The following is a 22,956-nucleotide window of genomic DNA, read 5'->3' as shown; positions in this document are numbered from 1 at the left end:
AATCGTTTTTCTAAAAAATATTTCATTTTTTTTTAATGTGATTTTAACGTATCAGCACTTTTTTTTTAACGTACCTTATGTATAAGTAAATCAATTACTTAATGAAAAGTAGTAGTGCGCATAAAGCGTATTAAAAACTTTATAACTAATTAAATATCAGGTATTTATGAAAATTAATATTTGCATATACGAATGTGATTATTCTATATTTACCAAACCAAATATTTTGGAATACTAATCAACCAAATTAAACTGTATGAGGAAAATTCTATTAAAAAGAATTTTGCGGAAAATTTCAATTACACTGCTATGGTGTTTGTTTCTGCAAATTAGTGCTTCAGCTATTACTATTAAGCATAGTATCAAGCTCAATTATCTAACTACATCTGCAATCAAGTTAAAAAAGAGGGTAAATCAACCCAAATCTTTTTTTGCCGATGTTACCGGCGTAGTTTTAGATACCAAAGGTTACCCATTACCAGGCATTGGTGTTAAGGTAAAAGGAACTCAAAATGCCATATCAACAGATGTTGATGGTAAATTTACTTTGCGTAATGTAGATGCTCAGGCAACTTTAGTAATTACGAGTATTGGCTATAAAGAGCAAGAAGTTGCTTTAAGAGGAAGAACAACCATTCAAGTTACTTTAGAAGAAGATGCAAAAGGATTGGATGAGGTAATTGTTGTAGGTTATGGAACACAGAAAAAAGCCAGTGTTACCGCAGCAATTTCTCAAATTAGTTCAGAAGACATTTTAAAATCTCCAACCCCAAATCCAACCAATAGTTTAATTGGTAGGTTGCCGGGTTTAATTGCAGTTCAAACAAGTGGCCAGCCCGGAGCAGATGCTTCTACCATTAGAATTAGAGGTATTGCCACACTAAACTCAGCTTCTGCTTCGGCAATTGTTGTTGTTGATGGTATTGAACGCCCAAGCTTTGCAGATGTAGATCCGAATGAAATTGAAACAGTATCGATATTAAAAGATGCTGCATCTACAGCAATTTATGGTTTAAAAGGAGCAAATGGCGTTATCGTAATTACCACCAAAGTTGGTAAAATTGGTAAACCACGTGTAACATACACAGGTAATCTTGCAGCACAAACTTACACGGGTTTAGCGGTTGGTTTGCCAGCCTTAGAGAATGCAAAATTGTTAAATAGATCCTATTTAAATGATGGAAAGGCGGCTCCATTTTCTGATGAAGCCATACAAAAATTTGCCGATAAATCTGATCCAATTGGATACCCAGATGTGCAGTGGTTTGATTATTTAACCAAGAAATATTATTCTCAAACCCAACACAACATTAACATTAATGGTGGTACTAAAATTGCAAAATATTTTGTTTCGGCTGGATATTCTTTTCAAGATGGTATTTTCAAAAAATTTGATTCGCCTTATGGCATCAATACTGTACCCAATTACAGTAGATACAATTTTAGGTCAAATGTTGATTTAACATTGAGCAAAGATTTAACCGTAGGAATTAAACTAGGTGGTCGTTTTGCCAACCGTTATCAACCATCTGGTTTATTGTCTGCCTCAGCTTTTTCGTATGATACAATTGAGGGGATGATTTCTCGTATTTTGCAAGTGCCTGCTTATGCTTATCCGGTTACGTTGCCCGATGGAAGAATTACAGCAAACCCGAACGTTGGTACAAACATTTGGAACCCATTTGCCATTTTAACACGTTATGGCACACGTAACGATGATATCAATACCATAGAAAGTACTTTTAATTTAGATTACAAATTAGATTTTGTAACTAAAGGTTTAACGTTTAAAACCATTTTTGGTTACGATTCTTACTACAACAATGTGGAGAGAAGAAATGCCAACTGGGCAGCATGGGTTTTTAATCCAGTTACTAGAGAGGCAACCTTATCAACCGATACCCGTAACCGAGATGAGCCTTTAGGTGCAGTAGTAAATGGCGGGGTAACTTCTGGTAGCACCAATATGAACATCCAAACCTCTTTTAACTATACACGTACTTTTGGTAAACACAGTGTTAACGGGATGTTGTTAGGTAGGAGAGAACTTATTCGAACCACAGGCGATAATTCATTTAGTGCACCACCAAGAGCAGCACAGGGTTTGGCCGCACGTTTCTTTTACGAATATGATAGCCGTTACATTGTTGAGGTAAATGGAACTTATAATGGTTCAGAAAATTTTGCACCTGGTTTAAGATATGGGTTGTTCCCATCGGTATCGGCAGGATGGACTGTTACAAACGAGCCTTTCTTTAGGAAAAACAATACCTTAACTTATTTAAAAGTAAGAGGTAGTTATGGTTTGGTAGGAAATGATCGAATTGCAGATCAGCGTTTTCTATTTTTAACAGCCTATGCAAACGGAACTACAAACGGTACTTCTGGCGAGGGCTTTTTAGCGCCATTTGGAAATCCTTTATCAATCACAAATTATCCAACTATTTGGTTGCCACCTAATGCATTAGGAAATGATTTAGTGACTTGGGAAACTGGCTATAAAAGAAACATTGGCTTAGAAGCAAGGTTGTTTAAAGATAGATTTAAAGTTACTGTTGATTTATTTGACGAAACCCGTAAAGATATTTTAACCAATGCACTAAGTGGTTTAGAACTTTTTGGTCATGCCTATCCGCGTTTAAATGTTGGGGAGGTTTATAACAAAGGTTACGAGGTTGAGTTAGATTATCAAGCAGTAGTTGGGCAGGTGTCTATTGGTTTAAATGCACAAGTAGGCTACGCTAAAAATAGAATTGTAGAAAACGATGAACCAGATGGTTTGCCAGATAGAGATGCCAGAAAGGGTAAAAGTGTTGGTCAGTTTATTGGTTATAAAACTGATGGTTTTTATGCTTCTCAAGCAGATATTGATGCTTCGCCAAAACAGCAAGGTTTTAATCCGATACCTGGAGATTTAAAAATGTTAGATTTAGATGGTGATGGGCTCATTACAACTTTAGATCAAACCTCAATCGGTTATACCAACAACCCAGAGTACGTTTATAGTTTTACACCAAGGGTTGCCTTTAAAGGTCTTACTTTATCGGTAATGTTTCAAGGCGCTGCAAATGTAAGCTCAAATGTAATTTTATCAGAGCAAAACAATGGTCAGCAAATGTACCCTTTTATGTTAAACGCTTGGACGCCAGAAAATCCAGCAACGGCAACTTGGCCAGCTTTGCACTCTAGAGGTACGGCATCGTTAAATTATGCTTTAAACGATTTTACCTTACAAAATGCTGCTTACCTAAAAATCAGGAACGTAGAAGTTGCTTATAATTTGCCTAAAGCTTGGTCTACGGCTTTAAAATTAAGCAACATTAGGGTTTTTATGAATGGACAAAACTTGTATACCTGGACAAAATTCAAAATGTACTTAGATCCTGAAAACTTGAATGTGGTCAATCAGACCTTTCCTCTTCAATCGCTTTATCCATCTTCAAGAGTTTACAATTTTGGATTAAACATTAATTTCTAAAATGATGAAAAAATATATCAAAACTATACTAGTCTTTTTAATTACTGTCGGCTTTGTATCTTGCAAAAAAGACTTTTTAGAAAGAACACCAGGTGTAGCCATTAGCGAGGAAGAAATTTTCGCTAACCCTGCACTGGCTGCAAGATTTGCAGATAACGCTTATAACTATCTTATCCATAAATATGTACGCTTTAACGATCACCGGGGTTGTGTGGCTCAAGCTTCAGATGAGGCAGTTTCTGGTAATTCAGAAGGAACAGTTACTTCATTAAATCGTGGTTTGTACCACGAGCATTCTACACAAGCCTCTTTAAATGATATTGGAGATATCTGGGAAAGAATGTATAAAGGCATAGCCATTACCAATAAAATGTTGGCTAAAATCAATGATGTTCCACCTTCTCCAAACGCAACTGTTCCAATTTTCGATCCTAAACGTGTTGAAGGAGAAATGCGATTTATTCGTGCCATGTCTTATTTCGAACTAACCAAAAGATTTGGTGGTGTACCATTAATTGATAAGGTTTATGAAGTAAATGAAGACATCAACTTGCCAAGAAAAACCTTTCAAGAAATTACAGATTATATATTGGCAGATTTAGAAGTAGCGGTAACTAAATTAGGAAATGACGAAGATTATAGCACATCTAACTATGGCAGGCCAACAATTGGAGCGGCACAAGCTTTAAAAGCTCGTGTATTACTTTATGCAGCCAGTCCTTTAAATAATCCATCGAGTGATAAAGCAAAATGGAAAGCAGCGGCTGATGCATCTTTGGTATTAATGGATGGTAGATATGCATTACAACCAACTTATGCAGATATTTTAAACGTTCCAAACTCGCCAGAATACATCATGATCAGAATTAAAGGTAATACCCCTTTAGCTGGAGAAATGATGCAGGATTTTTCGATGTCTCCAGGTTCTGGAGGTGCACAAGGCCAAATGAACCCAACACAAAACCACGTAGATATGTATGAAATGGCTAATGGAAAGCCAATTACAGACCCAACATCTGGTTACAATGCAGCAACTCCGTATGTAGGTAGAGAGCCACGTTTTTATGCCAATATTATTTATAACGATTTACCTTGGCAGGGAAGAAGAATCCAAATGTGGGCAACAGGTACAGCGCCAAACTTAAGTTATGGTGTAGATTGGGATCCGAGAAATATCACCTATACAGCAACAAGATATTATTGTAAAAAATACTGGCCAGAAGTTTATAGAACTGTTGGTGGCAGTACCACCTTGCTCAATTACATTTATTTCCGCTATGCGGAAGTTTTATTAAATTATGCAGAGGCACAAAATGAATTTTTATCAGCGCCAGATGCTAGCGTTTACAATGCGCTAGTACTTATTCGCCAAAGAGCAGGTATTGCTCGTGGTACTGGAGTTTATGGCTATGGTTTAAAAGACAACATGACTACAGCAGAAATGCGTGAAGCAATTAGACATGAGCGTGCTATTGAATTGGCTTTTGAAGATCACCGTTGGTACGATATTATGCGCTGGAAAATTGGCGCAACTACTATTGGTGTGCCTATGAAAGGAATGGATGTGTTTAGAAACAGCAATGGGTCTTTCACTTACACTGTATTCACTTTAGGTAACAATTTCCAAAAAACATGGAATGAGCGCCAAAACCTTTACCCAATTCCTCGCCCAGAGATTTTTAAAAGTAAAGGAGTATTAACTCAAAATCCTGGTTGGGAGTAAGCTGTCTATTCAATTACGCAATAAGATTTTATTCAATTATGAAATTATCAAAATCAAAATATATCGTATGTCTGCTATTTTTATGGATGGCTGTACTGCATGTTTATGGGCAACAAAACCCCGATGAACAAATTACCATTAAAGGAAAAGTAATTGATCAGGATAAAAATCCATTACCTGGTGTGGCTATTTCTATTCAAGAAGATAAAAAAAATAGAACAGTAAATACCAATGCCAATGGCGAATATACCATTGAAACCTCTACAAGTGATGTATTGGTTTTTAAAATGATTGGTTACGGTACAGTTTATAAGCCAGCTGGCGAAGTGAATAATGTTTCCATTACTTTAGCAAAATCATTAATAGATGCTGGAGACGATGACTTGGTATATATCCCATTTGGGGTAAGAAAAAAGAGAGAAGTTACAGCTTCTATCAGCACCATTAGCGCCGAAAACTTACCTCAAATTCCATCCTCATCATTAACTAATGTTTTTACAGGTCGCCTACCGGGATTAAATATCTACCCAAGCGGTTCTCAGCAACCAGGTTACGATGAATCGAGCTTTTTAATTAGGGGAAGATCATCTTATAACAGTAACCAAGAGCCCTTAATTTTGGTGGATGGGATAGAGCGTAGTTTTACCGCAATGGATTTAGGTGAAATAGAAAGTGTAAGTGTTTTTAAAGATGCTGCAACTTTAGCTTGGTATGGCATGTATGCCGCAAATGGTGTAATTTATGTTAAAACCAAAAGAGGTAGTGCTACATCTACAAAAGTTACTTTTGATGGGCAAGCAGGCTTACAAGCTCCATTGAATATTGCAAGTCCGCTTGATGCTTTTAGCTATGCAACCTTATACAACGAAGCCTCAATTAATAGTGGCGGTACAGCAATTTACGATGCTACCGCTTTGCAAGCTTATCAAACAGGTTCAGATCCGATCAAATATCCAAACAATAATTTTGTAAAAGATTTTACCAAATCTGTTGCACCAACACAACGTTATGTGGCAAGTGTAAGTGGTGGTAACGCATTTATCAAATATTATACTTTGCTAAGTGCTTACCAACAAGGTGGCTTTTACAAAGGTGGTTTTAACGAAACCTACGATGCAAACACGAATTTTAGCAGGTATAATTTACGTACCAATTTAGATTTACATGTTAATAAAAATCTGGATGTTGCTTTAGATATTGGCGGGAGAATTACCAATTTAACTTTCCCTAACCAAGGTACTGGTCCATTTTTAAATGCTGTATACAGTACTCCAGCAAATGCTTTTCCGGTATTAAACCCTAATGGTTCTTATGGCGGAACTTCCATTTTCCAGACTAGCAATCCTAAAGCGATGCTAGAGGCACGTGGAGCCAGTACTGATTTGGTTAGAAATATGATTGCTACCATTAGTGCCAGACAAAAAATGAATGGCATTTTACAAGGATTAACAGCAGAGCTTTTTTATGCTTATGATATTTCTGGTGCCTATCGTTCGGGTTTTTCTCAAACTTATGAAACATCAGAACTGTTGCCAACTGGCTTATATCAAACCTATGGTACTGCCAATAAAGTAGATTATCAGGCTAACAGTTTTTCTGGCAATATTAGAAAAAGTGAGTTTTGGGCAGGTTTTGATTATGATAGAACTTTTGGAGATCATGATATCAAATTTAGTACGCGAGTATCTAGACAAGTTTATTCTACATTCGGAAACTTGGATGTAAAACGCCAAGGTATTTCTGGTCGGATGACTTATGGATTTAAGCAACGCTATTTTATGGATTTAACGGCTGGTTATTCTGGTTCAGAAAACTTTGCGGTTGGCAGAAGATTTGGTTTCTTTCCGGCAGTTTCAGCAGGATGGATCATTTCGGATGAAGATTTCATGAAAAATTCATCAAGTTTTCTTGATTTCTTAAAAATTAGAGGTTCATTTGGCTTAGTTGGTAATGATGCAATTGGCAGTGCCAGAAGATTTGCTTTTAATGATTTCTTTGCGAGAAGCTCAACTGGCTACACGTTTGGCACAGGATATACTGGTGTAGGTGGTTCTGCACAATTGGCTTTAGCAAATCCTTTTTTAACATGGGAAAAAGCCTACAAATCGAGTATTGGCTTTGATGCTAAAATATTTAAACAATCACTTTCAATTAGTGCCGATTACTTTTACGAAAACAGAAAAGATTTAACTACAGGATCTTTATTGCCGAATATTTTAGGCCAAAATTTAATTTTTGTTAATGAAGGTCAAGCATCATACAAAGGTTTCGAAACTGGTATCAATTACAATAAAAAGATTGGTGAAGTTAACTTGAATTTGTTTGGTAACTATACTTATCAGGTGAGTAAAATTTTAGCTATTAACGAAGCTGCAAATTTACCAGAATATCAAAAAGCTTTAGGCAGACCAATTTCGAGTGTAATTTCACCAGCTGCAACGGCAACTACAGGAGCTGGTTACATTAACAGCATGTTAATTTCTAATGGTATTTTTCAAACTCAAGCAGAGATAGATGCCGCCCCAACTCAACTTTTTTCGAGAGAAGTTAAACCGGGAGATATCAGGTACGTAGATCAAAATGGAGATGGAATTATCAATGATTTAGATCGTGTTAAAACCGATTTTAACTTCGTGCCAAAATCTGTTTATGGTTTTGGAGCTGGCGTTGCTGTAAAAGGTTTCGATTTAAATTTTTTATTGCAAGGAACATTAGGTAGCTCAATTACTATTCAACAATTGGTTAATGCAGGCAATACCAACAACGGATTTTTAAATCAATACAGCGTAGATAGATGGACACCATCAAATCCGAATGCACCATTCCCTAGATTGTTATTGGCAGATAGAGGGAACAATACGGTTAACTCAGATTTTTGGATCCGCTCTGGCGATTTTTTAAGATTGAAAAATATCGAGCTAGGTTATTCATTACCAGATGCATTTGTAAAGAAACTAAAACTTCAACAATTGAGATTTTATGTAGGTGGTTTAAACTTGTTAACCTTTGATAAATTGGGCGATTTGGATATCGATCCTGAACTACCAGAATCAGGTTACAATTCATCATATCCTTATATGAAAATCTATTCATTCGGTTTAAACTTGAAATTTTAATGATTAAGAAGATGAAAAAAAATATATGCTATATATTCCTCGCTGCAATTTTAATTTCAGCAGGATGCGAAAAAGATAAATTTCTTCAGGATGGATCATTCAGTGGAACAAACGATGTTACTGAGGCTCAATTGTGGGCAAATCCAGATTATGCCAGAAATTTTTTGAACAATGTTTATGCATCACTCTCAGATCGATATAATTTGGGCGATGGCGCACTATTGGCATCTGCAACTGATGAGGCGGTTAATTCAAATTTAAATTCGGGCATTAACACTTTTACAAATGGTACATGGAATGCCGCCAGAACAGTTGATGATGTGTATACGGATATGTATACTGGTATTCGCAAGGCGAACATGTTTTTAGAAAAAGCAAATGGAAGTGCAATTATTCCCATTGATGAAGTTTTGCCTGCAAATGTAGCAGCAAACCAAACTTATGATGCTCAAATACAACGTTTATTGGGTCAGGCTTATTTTTTAAGGGCATTTTTCCAGTTCGAATTGTTAAAACGCTATGGTAGTTATGTCATCGTAACCAAAACTTTATCAGTTAACGATGAGTTAGATTTACCAAGAAATACTTTCGATGAATGTGTTAAACAAATCTCAGATGACTGTGAAGCAGCTATTTCAAGATTACCATTATCACCAGTTGAGTGGAGAACAGTTGATAGAGGTAGAGCAACGCAAACTGCAGCAATGGCTTTAAAAGCCAGATTATTGTTGTATGCTGCTAGTCCGCAATACAATACCACCAACAGTTTAGTAAAATGGCAAGCAGCTGCTGATGCGGCCAAACGAATTATGGATACCGGCAAACATGGTATTTATAGTTCTTACCCAAACATTTGGTTGTGGAATACTGCTGGAGCATTTAATAACGAAACAATTTTTGCCACTGCAACATTAAATACCACAGCTATCGAAACCAATAATGCGCCAATTAGTTACGATGGTGCAAATGGTCGCACTAACCCAACACAAGAATTTGTTGATGCTTTCGAGATGAGAACTACAGGCAAACCAATTTCTGATGGTACTTCTGGTTACAATGCAAACGCACCTTATACCAACAGAGACCCACGTTTAGGTTTTACGGTATTATTTAACTCGGCTTCGGTACAACCTGCAATAGCAGCTACCAATTTTAAATCTCGCCCTGTAGAAACTTTTGTTGGCGGTAAAGACGGTTTGGGGTTAAATGTAAATGCAACTAAAACAGGCTATTACATGCGTAAGTATTTAAGCGAGAGTGCATCTTGGGCAGGTACAACTACAAATATTCGTCGCCCTTGGATTTTCTTTAGATATGCAGAGGTTTTATTAAATTATGCTGAAGCACTAAATGAAGCTCAAGGAACTGCTCAGCTTACAGAAATTTTAAGGGTTGTTAATTTGGTTAGGGCAAGAGCTGGTGTGGCAATGCCAGCTTTGCAAACTACAAATCCGGCAGGTAATGCTTATGTAGCGCCAACCCAAATTGAATTGCGCAAAAGAATTAGAAACGAACGCAGAGTAGAACTTAGTTTTGAAGAGCATCGCTTTTTTGATGTACGTAGATGGAAAGAAGGCGAAACTACTTTTAACGGACCAGTTACAGGCATGAGAATTACGCCAATTACGGCAACAACTTTTACCTATACTCGTTTTACTGTTGATAATAGAGTATTTGCAGCCAGAAATTACCTTTATCCAATTTCGCAAAACGAATTAAACAGATCACCTAAACTTGGCCAGAATACAGGTTATTAACACTAAAAATCAACAGCTCGTAGGTTCTATTAGCTGTTGATATTATACTTAAAAATCTCATCACCATACTATGCTAAAATTAAAAAATAGAGTACTCATCATCTGCTTTTCCCTTCTTACCACATTCAGTTACGCTCAAGTTAACTCTATACAAAATATACAATCTCGTAAAATCCTCAGCCTCAATGGCAAATGGAATTATATTGTAGATCCTTATGAGAACGGATTTTACGATTACAGGCATGATCCCTTTGATCAGTCTAAATCAGGTTCTGGCGGTTTTTATGATGATAAAGTTCAAAAAAATAAAACAGAGTTGATTGAATACAATTTTGATTTATCTCCACAAATGAATGTACCTGGCGACTGGAATTCGCAATCGGAAAAGCTAGAATTGTATGAAGGTACAGTTTGGTTAAGGCGTAAGTTTAATGCACAGCCTGAAAAGGGGAAGAAATACTTGGTGTATTTTAGTGCAGTAAATTATGAAGCTCATGTATATTTAAATGGTAAAAAATTAGGTATACACAAAGGTGGATTTACACCTTTTCAATTTGATGTAACCGATAAACTAAAAGCAGGTGAAAACTCTTTAGTTGTTAAAGCTGATAACACTAGGAAACCTGATGAAATACCAACCGTAAATACAGATTGGTGGAATTATGGAGGCATTACCAGAGATGTGTTTTTAGCAGAACTGCCAAATCATTATATCCAAGATTATAAACTACAATTGATTAAAGGTAGCAACAACACCTTAAAATTAGATGTGAAATTGGAAGATGCCACTGCCGGACAAGAAATTACCCTTACTATTCCTGAATTGAAATTAGAAAAAAAGTTTACAACAGATAGCGAAGGTAAAATTAGTGAACAATTTCAGTGGAATAGGCTAAATTTTTGGTCGCCAGAAAACCCTAAACTTTACGCGGTTACCATAAAATCGGCCACAGAAACGCTGCAAGACAAAATTGGCTTTAGAACAATAGAAACTAAAGAAAATAATATCTTGCTAAATGGTAAATCTATCTTTTTAAGAGGAATTTCTATCCATGATGAAAACCCTTTATTGGCTGGCAGATTACGTTCTGAAGGCGATATGCGAATGATGTTGCAATGGGCAAAGGACATGAATTGTAATTATGTGCGTTTAGCTCATTATCCGCATAACGAAGAAATGGTTCGATTGGCTGATGAAATGGGTTTATTAGTTTGGGCAGAAGTGCCAGTTTACTGGACTATAAGTTGGGAAAATCCTGGTACTTATGCCAATGCAAAACAACAACTTACCGATTTAATTGTAAGAGATAAAAATAGAGCAAGCGTAATTGTTTGGTCTATTGGAAACGAAACGCCATTGAGCTCGCCAAGACTAAGTTTTATGAGCAACTTGGCCGAAACAGCCAGAGGTTTAGATGATACACGTTTAGTTGCAGCAGCTTTAGAAGTGCATAGAGAAGGTAAAACCATTATCTTAAATGATCCATTGGGAGATAAAATAGATTTGGTAAGTTTTAATGAATACGCAGGTTGGTATTGGGGTGGCACACCAAGTGAAATTACCAGTTACAATTTCGATATTAAATACAATAAACCTGTAGTAATTACCGAGTTTGGGGGCGATGCCTTAGGAGGTTTTCATGCAGATGAGAATACCCGTTGGAGTGAAGAATATCAAGAGGCATTATACAAAAATCAAATTATCCTGTTAAGTAAAATTGATGCATTAAGAGGCATGACCCCATGGATTTTGGCAGATTTTAGATCACCCAGAAGACAGCACCCTGTTTACCAAAATTTTTGGAACCGAAAGGGCTTAATTAGCGAAACAGGAAAGAAGAAAAAAGCTTTTTTCGTGCTACAAGATTATTATAAGCAAATGCAAGCTAAATATAAATAACATGAAAAAATTTGGATTGGTTATTGGATTATTTACGCTCTCGATCGTATCACTCAATGCTCAGGATAGTTTAGATTTTAAGCTAAAAGTTGATGCTAGAAAAGTAGAGAAAAATTCTTCAGTAAATGCTTATTTTACTCCTTATAAGCCATTTTTAACAAGAACACTGAATAGTTTAACAGGGTTTAAAGCTAAAACAATTAAAAACGATGTTTACGGTGGCAGATTAGATCGTAAAGAAAAAGCTACGGGTTTTTATCACACTAAAAAAATTGATGGCAGATGGTGGGCTATCGATCCGAAAGGACATTTATTTTTGCATAATGCTGTTGTGGCTGTTAATTATGGCTCATCAGAGAGAAATAAAAATGCATTTGGTAAACAGTATAGTGATGAAAAAGAATGGATTGCAAAAACGCAAAATTACTTAAAGGAAAATGGCTTTAATGGGGTTGGCGCATGGTCTAATACAAATGTGATTACCAATTCTCCCCTACAAAAAACAAAACCATTAGCTTACACCATCAACCTCGATTTTATGAGTGCTTATGGCGATAAAAGGGGAGGAACTTATGTGGTACCTGGGCATAAAGGTTATCCAAATAACGTCATCTTCGTTTTCGATCCTCAGTTTGAAGAGTTTTGTGATGGACATGCTAAAAAACTATTGGCCTATAAAGATGATCCTAATTTGTTTGGCTATTTTTCTGATAATGAAATGCCGCTGGGCATTAAAAATTTAGACGGTTACTTAACGTTAAAAGATAAGAATGATCCCGGTTATTTGATTGCCAAAAAATGGATTGATGAAAGAGGGATTGATGCCAATAAACTTAGCGATGCCAATCGACTTGAATTTTTGTCTGTAGTGGCTGATAAGTACTTTTCAATAGTTTCTAAAGCAATAAAAAAATACGATCCCAATCACATGTATTTGGGATGTAGGTTTCATGGTCAGCAAAGTAAATGGGAGCCATTGTGGCGTTCAGCAGGTAAATATATCGATGCAATTTCGATGAATTATTACAACGCTTGGACGCCAAATCAGGCCGAAATGGCAAACTGGGCAAACTGGTCTGGCAAATCTTTTCTAATTACCGAATGGTATGTAAAAGCAGATGATTCTGGTTTGGGCAATACCGCAGGTGCAGGATGGGTGGTTAAAACACAAAACGACAGAGGTTTATTTTACCAAAACTTCACCCTTGGTTTAATTGAATCTAAAAATTGTATTGGCTGGCATTGGTTTAAATATATGGACAATGATCCAGATCAAAAAGGAGCAGAGCCATCAAATACCAACGCAAATAAAGGAATTTTAAATAACGATTATCAACCTTATTCGCCTTTGGTTGATAAAATGAAAGAACTTAATCTGCAAATGTATCAACTCACCGATTTTTTCGATAAAAAACAACGCTAGATATGAATAGCTATATCAAAATCATCTGCATTTCGTCTTTAACTTTTTTAGTGTGTTCTAAAAAAAGCCAAACCTCAATAGCTCCAACTATTTCTCCAGAAATTGTGGTAATTGGAGATGGTACTTTGAAAGAGAAATTGCCCTTTCCGATAGGAGCAGCATTAAACATTGGTTTGCTAAAAAACAACAGCAATTATCGTAATTTGGTAATTAAAGAGTTTAATAGTGTGACTGCAGAAAACGTAATGAAAATGAACGCATTACGACCATCTGCAACCACCTACAATTTTACGGATGCCGATTACTTGGTTGATTTTGCAAAAGCAAATGGAAAAAGGGTTCATGGGCACACTTTAAATTGGTATAAATCATTACCTGATTGGGTAAACAACTTTAATGGTACAACTGCAGATTGGGAAAATTTGTTAAAAACACATATCGAAACTGTAGTTGGTCGTTACAAAGGCAAGGTTACTTCATGGGATGTAGTAAATGAAGCCTTGGAAGATGACGGAACTTATCGCAATAGCATTTGGGTGCAAAAATTGGGCGTTGGTTATATTGAGCGAGCTTTCCAGTATGCCAGAAATGCAGATCCAGATGCTTTGTTGTTTTACAACGATTATGGACACGAATATAGTGCAACCAAAAGAGCAGCCATCGTTAAATTGGTTACAGATTTAAAAGCCAAGGGCGTGCCTATTAATGGCATTGGTTTACAAATGCATACCCGTTACAACCAAACCGATGCCAATCTTGCAGCTGCAATAAATACCGCTGTAGCAACAGGGTTGAGGGTTCACATTTCAGAGTTAGATATTGCATTAAATCCAGACAATAATCAATCACTTACCTATACCACAGCTTTAGGCGAACTCCAAGCAGCAAAATATAAGTTCATCGTAAAAACATTTAATGCTATTCCAAGAGAACAGCAATTTGGTATAACTACTTGGAATGTAACCGATGCAGATAGCTGGATTCCATCAAATTATAATCGCCCAGACTGGCCAATGCCATTTAATAACCTATACCAAAGGAAAGCTGCTTATCAAGGCATTTTAGATGGAGTAAAATAAAAGAAACAAGCAAAAATGATTAAAAATAAAATAACAGCAATCCTGTTTTTAGGGTTTGTATTGCAAATAAATTCAGTTTCGGCGCAAAAAAGAGCTGTTGATCGAATAGATTTAAAGGTTGATTCTGTACTAAAATTGATGACATTGGATGAGAAAATCGGGCAATTAAATCAATATACTGGCGACAGAGATGCAACAGGGCCAATCACCAATAGTCCGAATAAATTAAAAGAAGTTCGGGACGGCAAATTAGGTTCAATGCTTAACGTTCGTGGCGCCAAAGAAACTCGGGCTGTACAAGAAGTTGCGATGCAATCTCGTTTAAAAATTCCTTTGTTATTTGGACTTGATGTGGTACATGGTTATCGCGTTACATTTCCCATCCCTTTGGCCGAGGCAGCAAGCTGGGATTTAGCTGAAATGGAAAATGCAGCTAGAGTTGCGGGTAGAGAAACTGCTGCCTCTGGCATACATTGGACATTTGCACCAATGGTAGATATTGGTCGCGACCCACGTTGGGGCAGAGTAATGGAAGGCGCTGGGGAAGACACTTATTTAGGATCAAAAATAGCCTATGCTAGGGTTAAAGGCTTTCAGGGTAAAGGATTGGGTAATTTAGATGCAGTAATGGCTTGTGTTAAACATTTTGCAGCTTATGGCGCCGCAATTGCGGGAAGAGATTATGCTGCTGTTGATATGAGTGAAAATGCGTTATGGGAATATTATCTTCCTCCTTTTAAAGCTGGTTTAGATGCTGGTGCTGCAACTTTTATGAACTCTTTTAATACCTTAAATGGCGTACCTGCTACTGGGAATAATTATTTGCAACGCGATATTTTAAAAGGGAAATGGGGCTTTGATGGTTTTATGGTTAGCGATTGGGGCTCAATTGGCGAAATGGTTGCTCATGGTTTTTCAAAAGACAAAAAACAAGCTGCCGAACAAGCGATTAAAGCAGGCAGTGATATGGATATGGAAAGTAGAAGTTACTTGCCATACCTAGCTCAATTGGTTAAAGAAAACAAAGTTGATATTGCTTTAATTGATGATGCGGTTAAAAGAATTTTGCGTAAAAAGTTTGAGTTAGGTCTTTTTGATGATCCTTATCGTTTTAGTGATGTAACTCGCCAAGAAAAAGAAATTAATTCGGCAGCAAATAAACAAGCAAGCTTAAGAATGGCCGAAAAAAGTATCGTATTGCTTAAAAATAATAAACAAACTTTACCGCTTACCAAAAGCTTAAAGAAAATTGCAGTAATCGGTCCACTAGCAAAATCTGAAAAAGATATGCAAGGTTTTTGGTCGGTTTCTTGGCAAAACGATAAACTCATCTCCTTGTACGAGGGCTTGCAAAATAAAGTAGGCAAACAAACCGAGTTGCTTTATGCCAAAGGTTGTGAAATTACTGACACCAGTAAAACAGGTTTTGCAGAAGCAATAGCAATTGCCAAACAAGCAGATGTTGTAGTTATGGCTGTAGGCGAGGCTTACGATATGAGCGGTGAAGCAAAAAGCAAAGCAAATATTCATCTACCTGGTATACAAGAAGATTTAATTAGAGCCATAAAAGCTACTGGTAAGTCTGTTGTAGTGTTAATTATGGCTGGCCGACCATTGGTTTTTAATTATACGGCTGATAACGCTGACGCCATTTTGTATACTTGGTGGTTAGGTAGCGAAGCTGGAAATGCGATGGCAAACGTGCTTTATGGCGATTACAATCCGGCAGGTAAATTACCGATGACTTTTCCTCGTGATGAAGGACAAATACCCATTTACTATAACCATTTAAGCACAGGTAGACCAGCGAAAAATGATCAGGATACGAGGTATCGCTCTGCGTATCTAGACATGCAAAACAGTCCGAAATTTGCTTTTGGACATGGTTTAAGCTACACCACTTTTGATTATGCGGATTTAAAATTAAGTACGAAAGAACTTTCTCAGCAAGCGAAAATTAACATCAGTTTTACGCTAAAAAATACTGGAAAATTTGATGGTGAAGAAGTCGTTCAACTTTATTTGCAAGATAAATTTGCATCCATTACCAGACCTGTTAAAGAGTTAAAAGATTTTCAAAAAGTAATGTTAAAGCAGGGTGAAAGTAAAACCATCAACTTTGTAATTGATAAAGAAAAACTTTCCTTTTATAATCAAAAATTAGAATGGGCTGCCGAACCTGGCGATTTTAAATTAATGATTGGAACGGCATCAGATCAAATTAAATTGGAGAGCGAGTTTGTATTAAAAGATGAATAAATCATTAGATGTAAGATTAACAAAGTTCTTTTCAAATCTATAATTATGAAAAAAGTAATTTTATTTTTTGTGCTGATTTCAATGTCTTTAATCGCCTTTGGCCAAAAAGATATCATTAAAGCGCAAACAATTGAAGTTTTAAAAAAGCAGGTTTTAACTGATGCAAATTGGGCTTTGCAGCAACAGCCAATTACAGTTACTGCGCAAAATTCGCCCAGAAGTGCTGGCGGTAAACACGACTTCTTTTCTGAGGCCGATTACTGGTGGCCAAACCCTTTAAATCCTGACGGCCCTTACGTTAACAGAGATGGAGAAACTAACCCCGATAATTTTGTTGCACACCGCAAAGCCATGATTAGGTTTAGCGAAATTATAGGTGCATTGGCGTCAGCTTATCAAATTACTGGCGATGAAAAATATGTAAAACATGCAGTATTGCACTTAAAAGCATGGTTTGTAAATAAAGAAACGCTAATGAACCCTAATTTACTTTTTGCCCAAGCGGTAAAAGGGGTGGCAACAGGGAGAAGTTGGGGTATTATAGATACCATACATTTAATGGAAGTTGCCCAAGGAATAATTGTAATGGAAAAGGCTAAATCATTTAATCGAGAAGATTTAGCTACCATAAAAAAATGGTTTGCTGCCTACACGCTTTGGTTAAATACAAGTAAGCCCGGTATTGCCGAAAAACTATCAAAAAATAACCATAGCGCATGTTGGGTAATGCAAGTTGCATCATTTGCAAAATTATGTAATGATCAGTTAATGCTTGATTCTTTAAGGTGGAGATATAAAAATGTTTCACTACCTCATCAAATGGCAGTTGATGGCAGTTTTCCTTTAGAGTTGGCCAGAACAAAGCCTTATGGTTATTCGATTTTTAATTTAGATGCGTTTACCATGATCTGTCATATTTTATCTACCCAAAAAGATAACCTTTGGGAGTACGAAACAGCTGATGGAAAGTCGATTTACAAAGGCATTACTTATCTTTATCCTTACGTGGCAGATAAAAGCAAGTGGACTTTAAAACCTGATGTAATGTATTGGAACAATTGGCCAGTGGCACAACCTTTTTTAATTTTTGGAGCAAATAATTTTAATAAACAACATTGGTTTAATACTTGGAAAAGTCTCGATTTAAAGCCATCTAACGAAGAAGTAATCCGTAATGTTCCTATCAGGCATCCCTTAATTTGGTTATAAATATGAAAATTTTAAATAAACTAAAAGTAATTGTTTTATTGAGTAGCCTATTTTTATTGCATGATGCATCGGCCCAAAAATTATGGGAATCGAAATACATTAAGCTTAAAAGCGATGGTAAATTAGCTTATCGGCCAGATGAGCAGGGTAATATTATTCCAGATTTTAGTAGGGTAGGTTACCAACAAGGGCAAAAAACTATACCAAATGCTCCGGTAATGGATACGCTTTATGCCACCGGAAATGATGATCAGCAAAAAATACAAAAAGCAATTGATGAACTCAGTAAAATTCCAGTAGATAAAAATGGAATCCGCGGTGCTATTTTACTAAAAAAAGGAGTTTATAAAATTCCTGGCAGCATTAAAATCACTGCAAATGGCATCGTTTTACGGGGCGAGGGGGAGGAAACGGTATTATTAGCCACAGGTAAGGGACAACGAAAAACGATCATCGCCTCTGGCAACGGCAAGTTAGAGGAAGTGCCCAATACTAGAATAAAAATTACAGACAATTATGTACCCGTTGGTGCAAAATATTTTAACGTTGCCAATACTAAAGGCCTAAAAGTGGGCGATAAAATTGTAGTATTTAGACCAGGCACAGCCAATTGGATTAAAGATTTAAAAATGGATCAGATTGAGGATAAGCCAACTTTGGTGCAATGGAAAGCCGATGATTATCATCTAGAATTTGAAAGGGTAATTACTGCAATTAAAGGCAACAGAATTGATATTGATAATCCGATTGTGATGGCCATGGAAACTCAATATGGCGGCGGAGAAGTTTATAGATACACTTTTGAGGGAAGAATTAACGAAGTAGGTATTGAAAACCTTGCTTTAGAATCTGAATACAATGGCGATACAGATGAAGACCATGGTTGGGACGCCATTTCATACAATAGAATTGAGAATAGCTGGGTGAGTGGTGTAACCAGCAAATATTTTGGTTATTCGTGTGTTAATTTGGGCAACTTTAGTAAACAAATTACCGTAAAAGATTGTAAATCACTTTCGCCAAAATCTCAGATTATAGGAGGTAGGAGATATTCTTTTAACAATGATGGACAACTGAATTTAGTGATGAATTGTTATGCAGCAGAAGGAAGGCATGATTATGTTACAGGTGCTAAAGTTGCCGGACCAAATGTTTTTTACAATTGCAGATCAGAAAACGCCAAAGCAGATATTGGTCCGCACCACCGTTGGGCTGTTGGTACTTTATACGACAATGTAGTTACCGATGGTGAAATTAATATCCAAGACCGGGGTAATTGGGGCACAGGACACGGATGGTCTGGGGCAAACCAGGTACTTTGGAATTGTACTGCTAGTAAGGTAGCTATACAAAACCCTTATGTAAGCGGTAAAAATTATGCTTTTAGTTTAAATGCAAATTTGTACGATGGTAGATTAAAAGGAAGACCAGTAGGCATTGTTGAAGGATTGAATAAAAAGGGTTTAATGCCTCTGTCATTATATTTAAAACAAGTAGAAGAACTTAAGAAAAAATAAATCATGAAAATGAAGTTAAATTTAATAGCAATAATGTTGCTAATGTGTACTTATGTGCAAGCTCAAAAGCTTAATGTAAAACAAGCATTTAACCATGCGATGGAACAAACACAAGTATTGGTTAAAAACGTAGACTCAGCAAGGCTGATTAAACCAAATTTGGTATCGCCAAGAACGGTAGAAAATGGTCAGTTTAAGATGGTGGTTTCTAGAGATTGGACGAGTGGATTTTTTCCTGCACAATTGTGGTTTTATTATCAATATACCAAAGATGAAAAATGGTTAGATTTAGCTAAAAAATACACTGAAGACATTAAAAAAGAGCAGTTTAACACAGGTACACATGATTTAGGTTTTATGATTTATTGTCCTTTTGGTAATGGCTATAAATTAACTAAAAATGAAGCTTATAAAGATGTGATTGTCCAAGCTGCAAAATCACTTTCTACACGTTTTAATGCAAAAGCTGGTGTGATTAAATCGTGGGATCACAATACAGATAAATGGAAGTTTCCTGTAATAATAGATAACATGATGAATTTAGAATTGTTATTTGAGGCTACGAAATTTACAGGTGATTCTTCATTTTATAAAATAGCTGTTTCACATGCTGATCAAACTATCGCCCATCATTACCGTCCAGATTTTAGCTCTTACCATGTCATCGATTATGATACGATCTCGGGTAATGTTCGCAATAAATTAACTGCGCAAGGTTACGCAAATGAATCGGCATGGGCTAGAGGCCAAGCTTGGGGTTTATATGGTTATACTTTATGCTACCGTTACACTCAAAACTCTACTTACCTTAACCAAGCTGATGCCATAGCAAACTATATTTTAAGTAGCAAAATTACGCCAGCAGATGGTATTCCTTATTGGGATTACAACGACCCTCAGATCCCGAATGTTTCTAGAGATGCATCTGCGGCATCTATAACCGCATCGGCACTTTATGAGTTGGCAAAATTTAGTAAGGCTAATGCAAAAAAATACAAAGCTGCAGCAGATAAAATATTGATCTCGTTAAGTTCTACTTATGCAAGTGCACCAAATGCCAACTATGGTTTTTTATTAGAACATAGCACAGGTCATCGCCCTGCGAAATCTGAAATTGATGTACCTATTAATTATGCTGATTATTATTACATCGAAGCCTTGTTAAGGCGTAAAAACAAAGGTTATTAATAAATTATGAAGCGCAGTTACATTGCATGCTAGTTACTTTGTTCCTGCTTTCCGCTTTATTCTCTATTTTTCTCCGATCAAATCGAAAAAAAATAGGGAGATATCGCTACAACCAGGGCTATAATTAAAGGTGGTGCAGTAAAACCTGCATAGGTGCAAAAAACCAGTTACCTAAACCTGACATACGCGAAAATCTCTTTAAACTTTTCCCAATGAAATTGGGAATAAAAAGTTTGAAGAATTGTAGCATTGGCGGGGCTGCCGTTAATAGCAGTACTGTAACTGCTTTTCAAAATAATTAATGATTTAAACATTTTGTTAGTTCAATCTTTTAGGTTTTGTTCCTCAATATCTGTTAAATGATCATAAATTTAATGCCGCTAGCTTAATGAACAATTGAAATTATGAACCAACCTTACGCTAACGTTTCCGTAATTATTTTATGCACATTTTAAACATGAACTTTGTTTTTCACTTATATTGGTAAAAAATTTATTTTACTAGGCATTAAGCAACACTATGAGTACTATAAAACATAAATTACAACAAACTTGGCGTTGGTATGGGCCAATAGATCCTGTAAGTTTACAAGACATTAAGCAGGCGGGAGCAAACGGAATAGTATCTGCATTGCATCATATTCCGCATGGCGAAATTTGGCCAATTGAAGATATTAAGGAACGTAAAAGAATTATTGAAGCAACTGGCTTAACATGGGCTGTGGTAGAAAGCGTACCTGTGCATGAAGCTATTAAAACCCGCAGACCAAATGCCGAGCATTATTTGGCTAACTACAATCAGTCGCTTAAAAATTTAGCAGCTTGTGGACTTAAAACCATTTGTTATAATTTTATGCCGGTGCTGGATTGGACACGTACGCAGTTAGATTTAGAAATGACTGATGGCTCTAAAGCTTTATATTTTAACTGGACAGACTTAGCTATTTTTGATCTTTATATTTTTAATAGAGTTAATGCTGCTGACGATTATGATGAAAATATTTTAGCAAAAGCCAAAGCTAAACATGCTCAAATGACTACAGCAGAGCTGGATGAATTGCGCACCAATGTTTTAATGGGAATTCCGAATGAAAAGGAAATTGAAATAGAAGCGCTACGTGCAAGTATTGATGAGTATAAAGAGATAGGTAGGGAAGGATTAAAGCAAAATTTAGCTTGGTTTTTAAAAGGTATTGCTGAAACTTGCACTGAAACAGGAATAAAGATGACTATTCACCCAGATGACCCTCCATATCCAATTTTAGGCTTACCTCGTATTGCAAGTACCAAAGAAGATTTAGTAGACATTTTAAAAAGTGTAGACCAAACATTTAATGGCATTTGCTATTGTACTGGTTCTTTGGGTGCAGGTATGAGTAACGATTTGGTTGATATTTTTGAAGCCATAAAAGAGCGTGTATATTTTTTGCATCTGCGTAATGTTACTAAAGATGAAGAAGGAAATTTTTATGAAGCCGATCATTTAGGTGGCGATGTGAATATGTATGAAGTAATGAAGGTAGTAACAGCAGAAAATGCTAGGAGAGCAGAACAAATTCCTTTTAGACCTGATCATGGTCATCAGATGTTAGATGATTTAAATAAAATTACAAATCCAGGTTATTCTGCCATTGGTAGGCTAAGGGGCTTAGCAGAACTGAGGGGACTTGAAGTAGGGGTAACTGGAAATTATTAAAAAGATACTTTAACTGAATTATTCTTAAAAGCTAATTGGTTATTAATCAACCTAAAATAGAGATGTATGCTTTTAAAAGCATATAATTTTAAAAAATTATTCTAATTATCCTTTTGAAATTATATCTTTGCAGCATTAACCAATAAATCATTGATGAATTGGTTTAGGATGCCTCCATAGCTCAGCTGGATAGAGCACCGGTTTTCTAAACCGTAGGTCATAGGTTCGAATCCTATTGGGGGTACAGCTAAAGGCTTTTAGATTATTCTAGAAGCCTTTTTTCTTTAGGCGTGTATTGGCAATCTGGTGCTTTTTACGGACCAAGCGTAAAAGTTGGGGAGGAATAAAATTTAATTAATTTTGCCTGAAACACTTGACTTTTGAATTCAGCACTACTTTCCTTAATACTTCCCCAAGGGCTTAGCGACTACTTTGATTTTGATAAAGTAGAAACGGTTAATGGCTCCACTTATATTTATCTCATTGAAAAGAATATCCATCCCCAAGAATTTGTTGGTGAGAAGCTACTTTCTAAAGGTTTTTTTGAGGAGGTTTCAGTTCGTGATTTTCCATTGCGTGGAAAGCCCTGTTTTTTGAGGCTAAAGCGCCGTA

The 22,956-nt window shown here is 36.3% G+C and carries 13 protein-coding genes and 1 tRNA gene; all 14 read left to right on the top strand.

All coding sequences use genetic code 11. The features are described 5' to 3' along the window. Nucleotides 1–256: 256 nt before the first annotated feature. A complete protein-coding gene (locus FA045_RS03270) occupies nt 257–3,478 on the top strand; it encodes a SusC/RagA family TonB-linked outer membrane protein (protein ID WP_136874446.1) in 3,222 nt (1,073 codons plus the stop codon). 1 nt (nt 3,479) lies between these two features. Next, nucleotides 3,480–5,201 carry a RagB/SusD family nutrient uptake outer membrane protein gene (locus tag FA045_RS03265; protein WP_205943088.1) on the top strand — a complete coding sequence of 574 codons (1,722 nt, stop codon included), beginning with the start codon at nt 3,480–3,482 and terminating at the stop codon, nt 5,199–5,201. Between the two features lie 38 nt (nt 5,202–5,239). Further along, nucleotides 5,240–8,317, top strand: a complete 3,078-nt coding sequence (locus tag FA045_RS03260) for a SusC/RagA family TonB-linked outer membrane protein (protein WP_136874444.1) — start codon at nt 5,240–5,242, stop codon at nt 8,315–8,317. Between the two features lie 11 nt (nt 8,318–8,328). After that, nucleotides 8,329–10,074 (top strand): RagB/SusD family nutrient uptake outer membrane protein, encoded by a 1,746-nt coding sequence (locus tag FA045_RS03255; RefSeq protein WP_169305012.1) that lies wholly within the window; start codon nt 8,329–8,331, stop codon nt 10,072–10,074. 70 nt (nt 10,075–10,144) lie between these two features. After that, on the top strand, nt 10,145–11,974 hold the full coding sequence (locus tag FA045_RS03250) for a glycoside hydrolase family 2 protein (RefSeq protein ID WP_136874440.1): 1,830 nt from the start codon (nt 10,145–10,147) through the stop codon (nt 11,972–11,974). 1 nt (nt 11,975) lies between these two features. Further along, a complete protein-coding gene (locus tag FA045_RS03245; RefSeq protein ID WP_136874438.1) occupies nt 11,976–13,397 on the top strand; it encodes an agarase in 1,422 nt (473 codons plus the stop codon). Nucleotides 13,398–13,399: 2 nt separating this feature from the next. Continuing rightward, nucleotides 13,400–14,476, top strand: coding sequence for an endo-1,4-beta-xylanase (locus FA045_RS03240; protein ID WP_136874436.1), 1,077 nt, complete (start codon nt 13,400–13,402; stop codon nt 14,474–14,476). 15 nt (nt 14,477–14,491) lie between these two features. Continuing rightward, the gene (locus tag FA045_RS03235) at nt 14,492–16,735 is read left to right on the top strand and encodes a glycoside hydrolase family 3 N-terminal domain-containing protein (RefSeq protein WP_136874434.1); all 2,244 of its coding nucleotides are present in this window, start codon (nt 14,492–14,494) and stop codon (nt 16,733–16,735) included. A gap of 45 nt (nt 16,736–16,780) precedes the next feature. Continuing rightward, complete coding sequence (locus FA045_RS03230) at nt 16,781–17,944, top strand: alginate lyase family protein (protein WP_136874432.1); 1,164 nt, start codon at nt 16,781–16,783, stop codon at nt 17,942–17,944. Nucleotides 17,945–17,946: 2 nt separating this feature from the next. After that, the gene (locus FA045_RS03225) at nt 17,947–19,461 is read left to right on the top strand and encodes a hypothetical protein (RefSeq protein WP_136874430.1); all 1,515 of its coding nucleotides are present in this window, start codon (nt 17,947–17,949) and stop codon (nt 19,459–19,461) included. A 9-nt stretch (nt 19,462–19,470) separates the two neighbouring features. Beyond that, the gene (locus FA045_RS03220) at nt 19,471–20,649 is read left to right on the top strand and encodes a glycoside hydrolase family 88 protein (RefSeq protein WP_136874428.1); all 1,179 of its coding nucleotides are present in this window, start codon (nt 19,471–19,473) and stop codon (nt 20,647–20,649) included. A 519-nt stretch (nt 20,650–21,168) separates the two neighbouring features. After that, complete coding sequence (gene uxuA, locus FA045_RS03215; RefSeq protein WP_136874426.1) at nt 21,169–22,344, top strand: mannonate dehydratase; 1,176 nt, start codon at nt 21,169–21,171, stop codon at nt 22,342–22,344. 170 nt (nt 22,345–22,514) lie between these two features. After that, nucleotides 22,515–22,588, top strand: a tRNA-Arg gene (locus tag FA045_RS03210). A 136-nt stretch (nt 22,589–22,724) separates the two neighbouring features. Next, a partial coding sequence (locus FA045_RS03205) for an ISAon1 family transposase N-terminal region protein (protein ID WP_449415938.1) occupies nt 22,725–22,956 on the top strand: 232 nt, incomplete at its 3' end.

It is taken from the genome of Pedobacter cryotolerans, assembly GCF_005116475.1.
Classification (GTDB): domain Bacteria; phylum Bacteroidota; class Bacteroidia; order Sphingobacteriales; family Sphingobacteriaceae; genus Pedobacter; species Pedobacter cryotolerans.
Note: the sequence above shows the minus strand (reverse complement) of the source record. Positions and strands in the feature narration are given on the sequence as shown.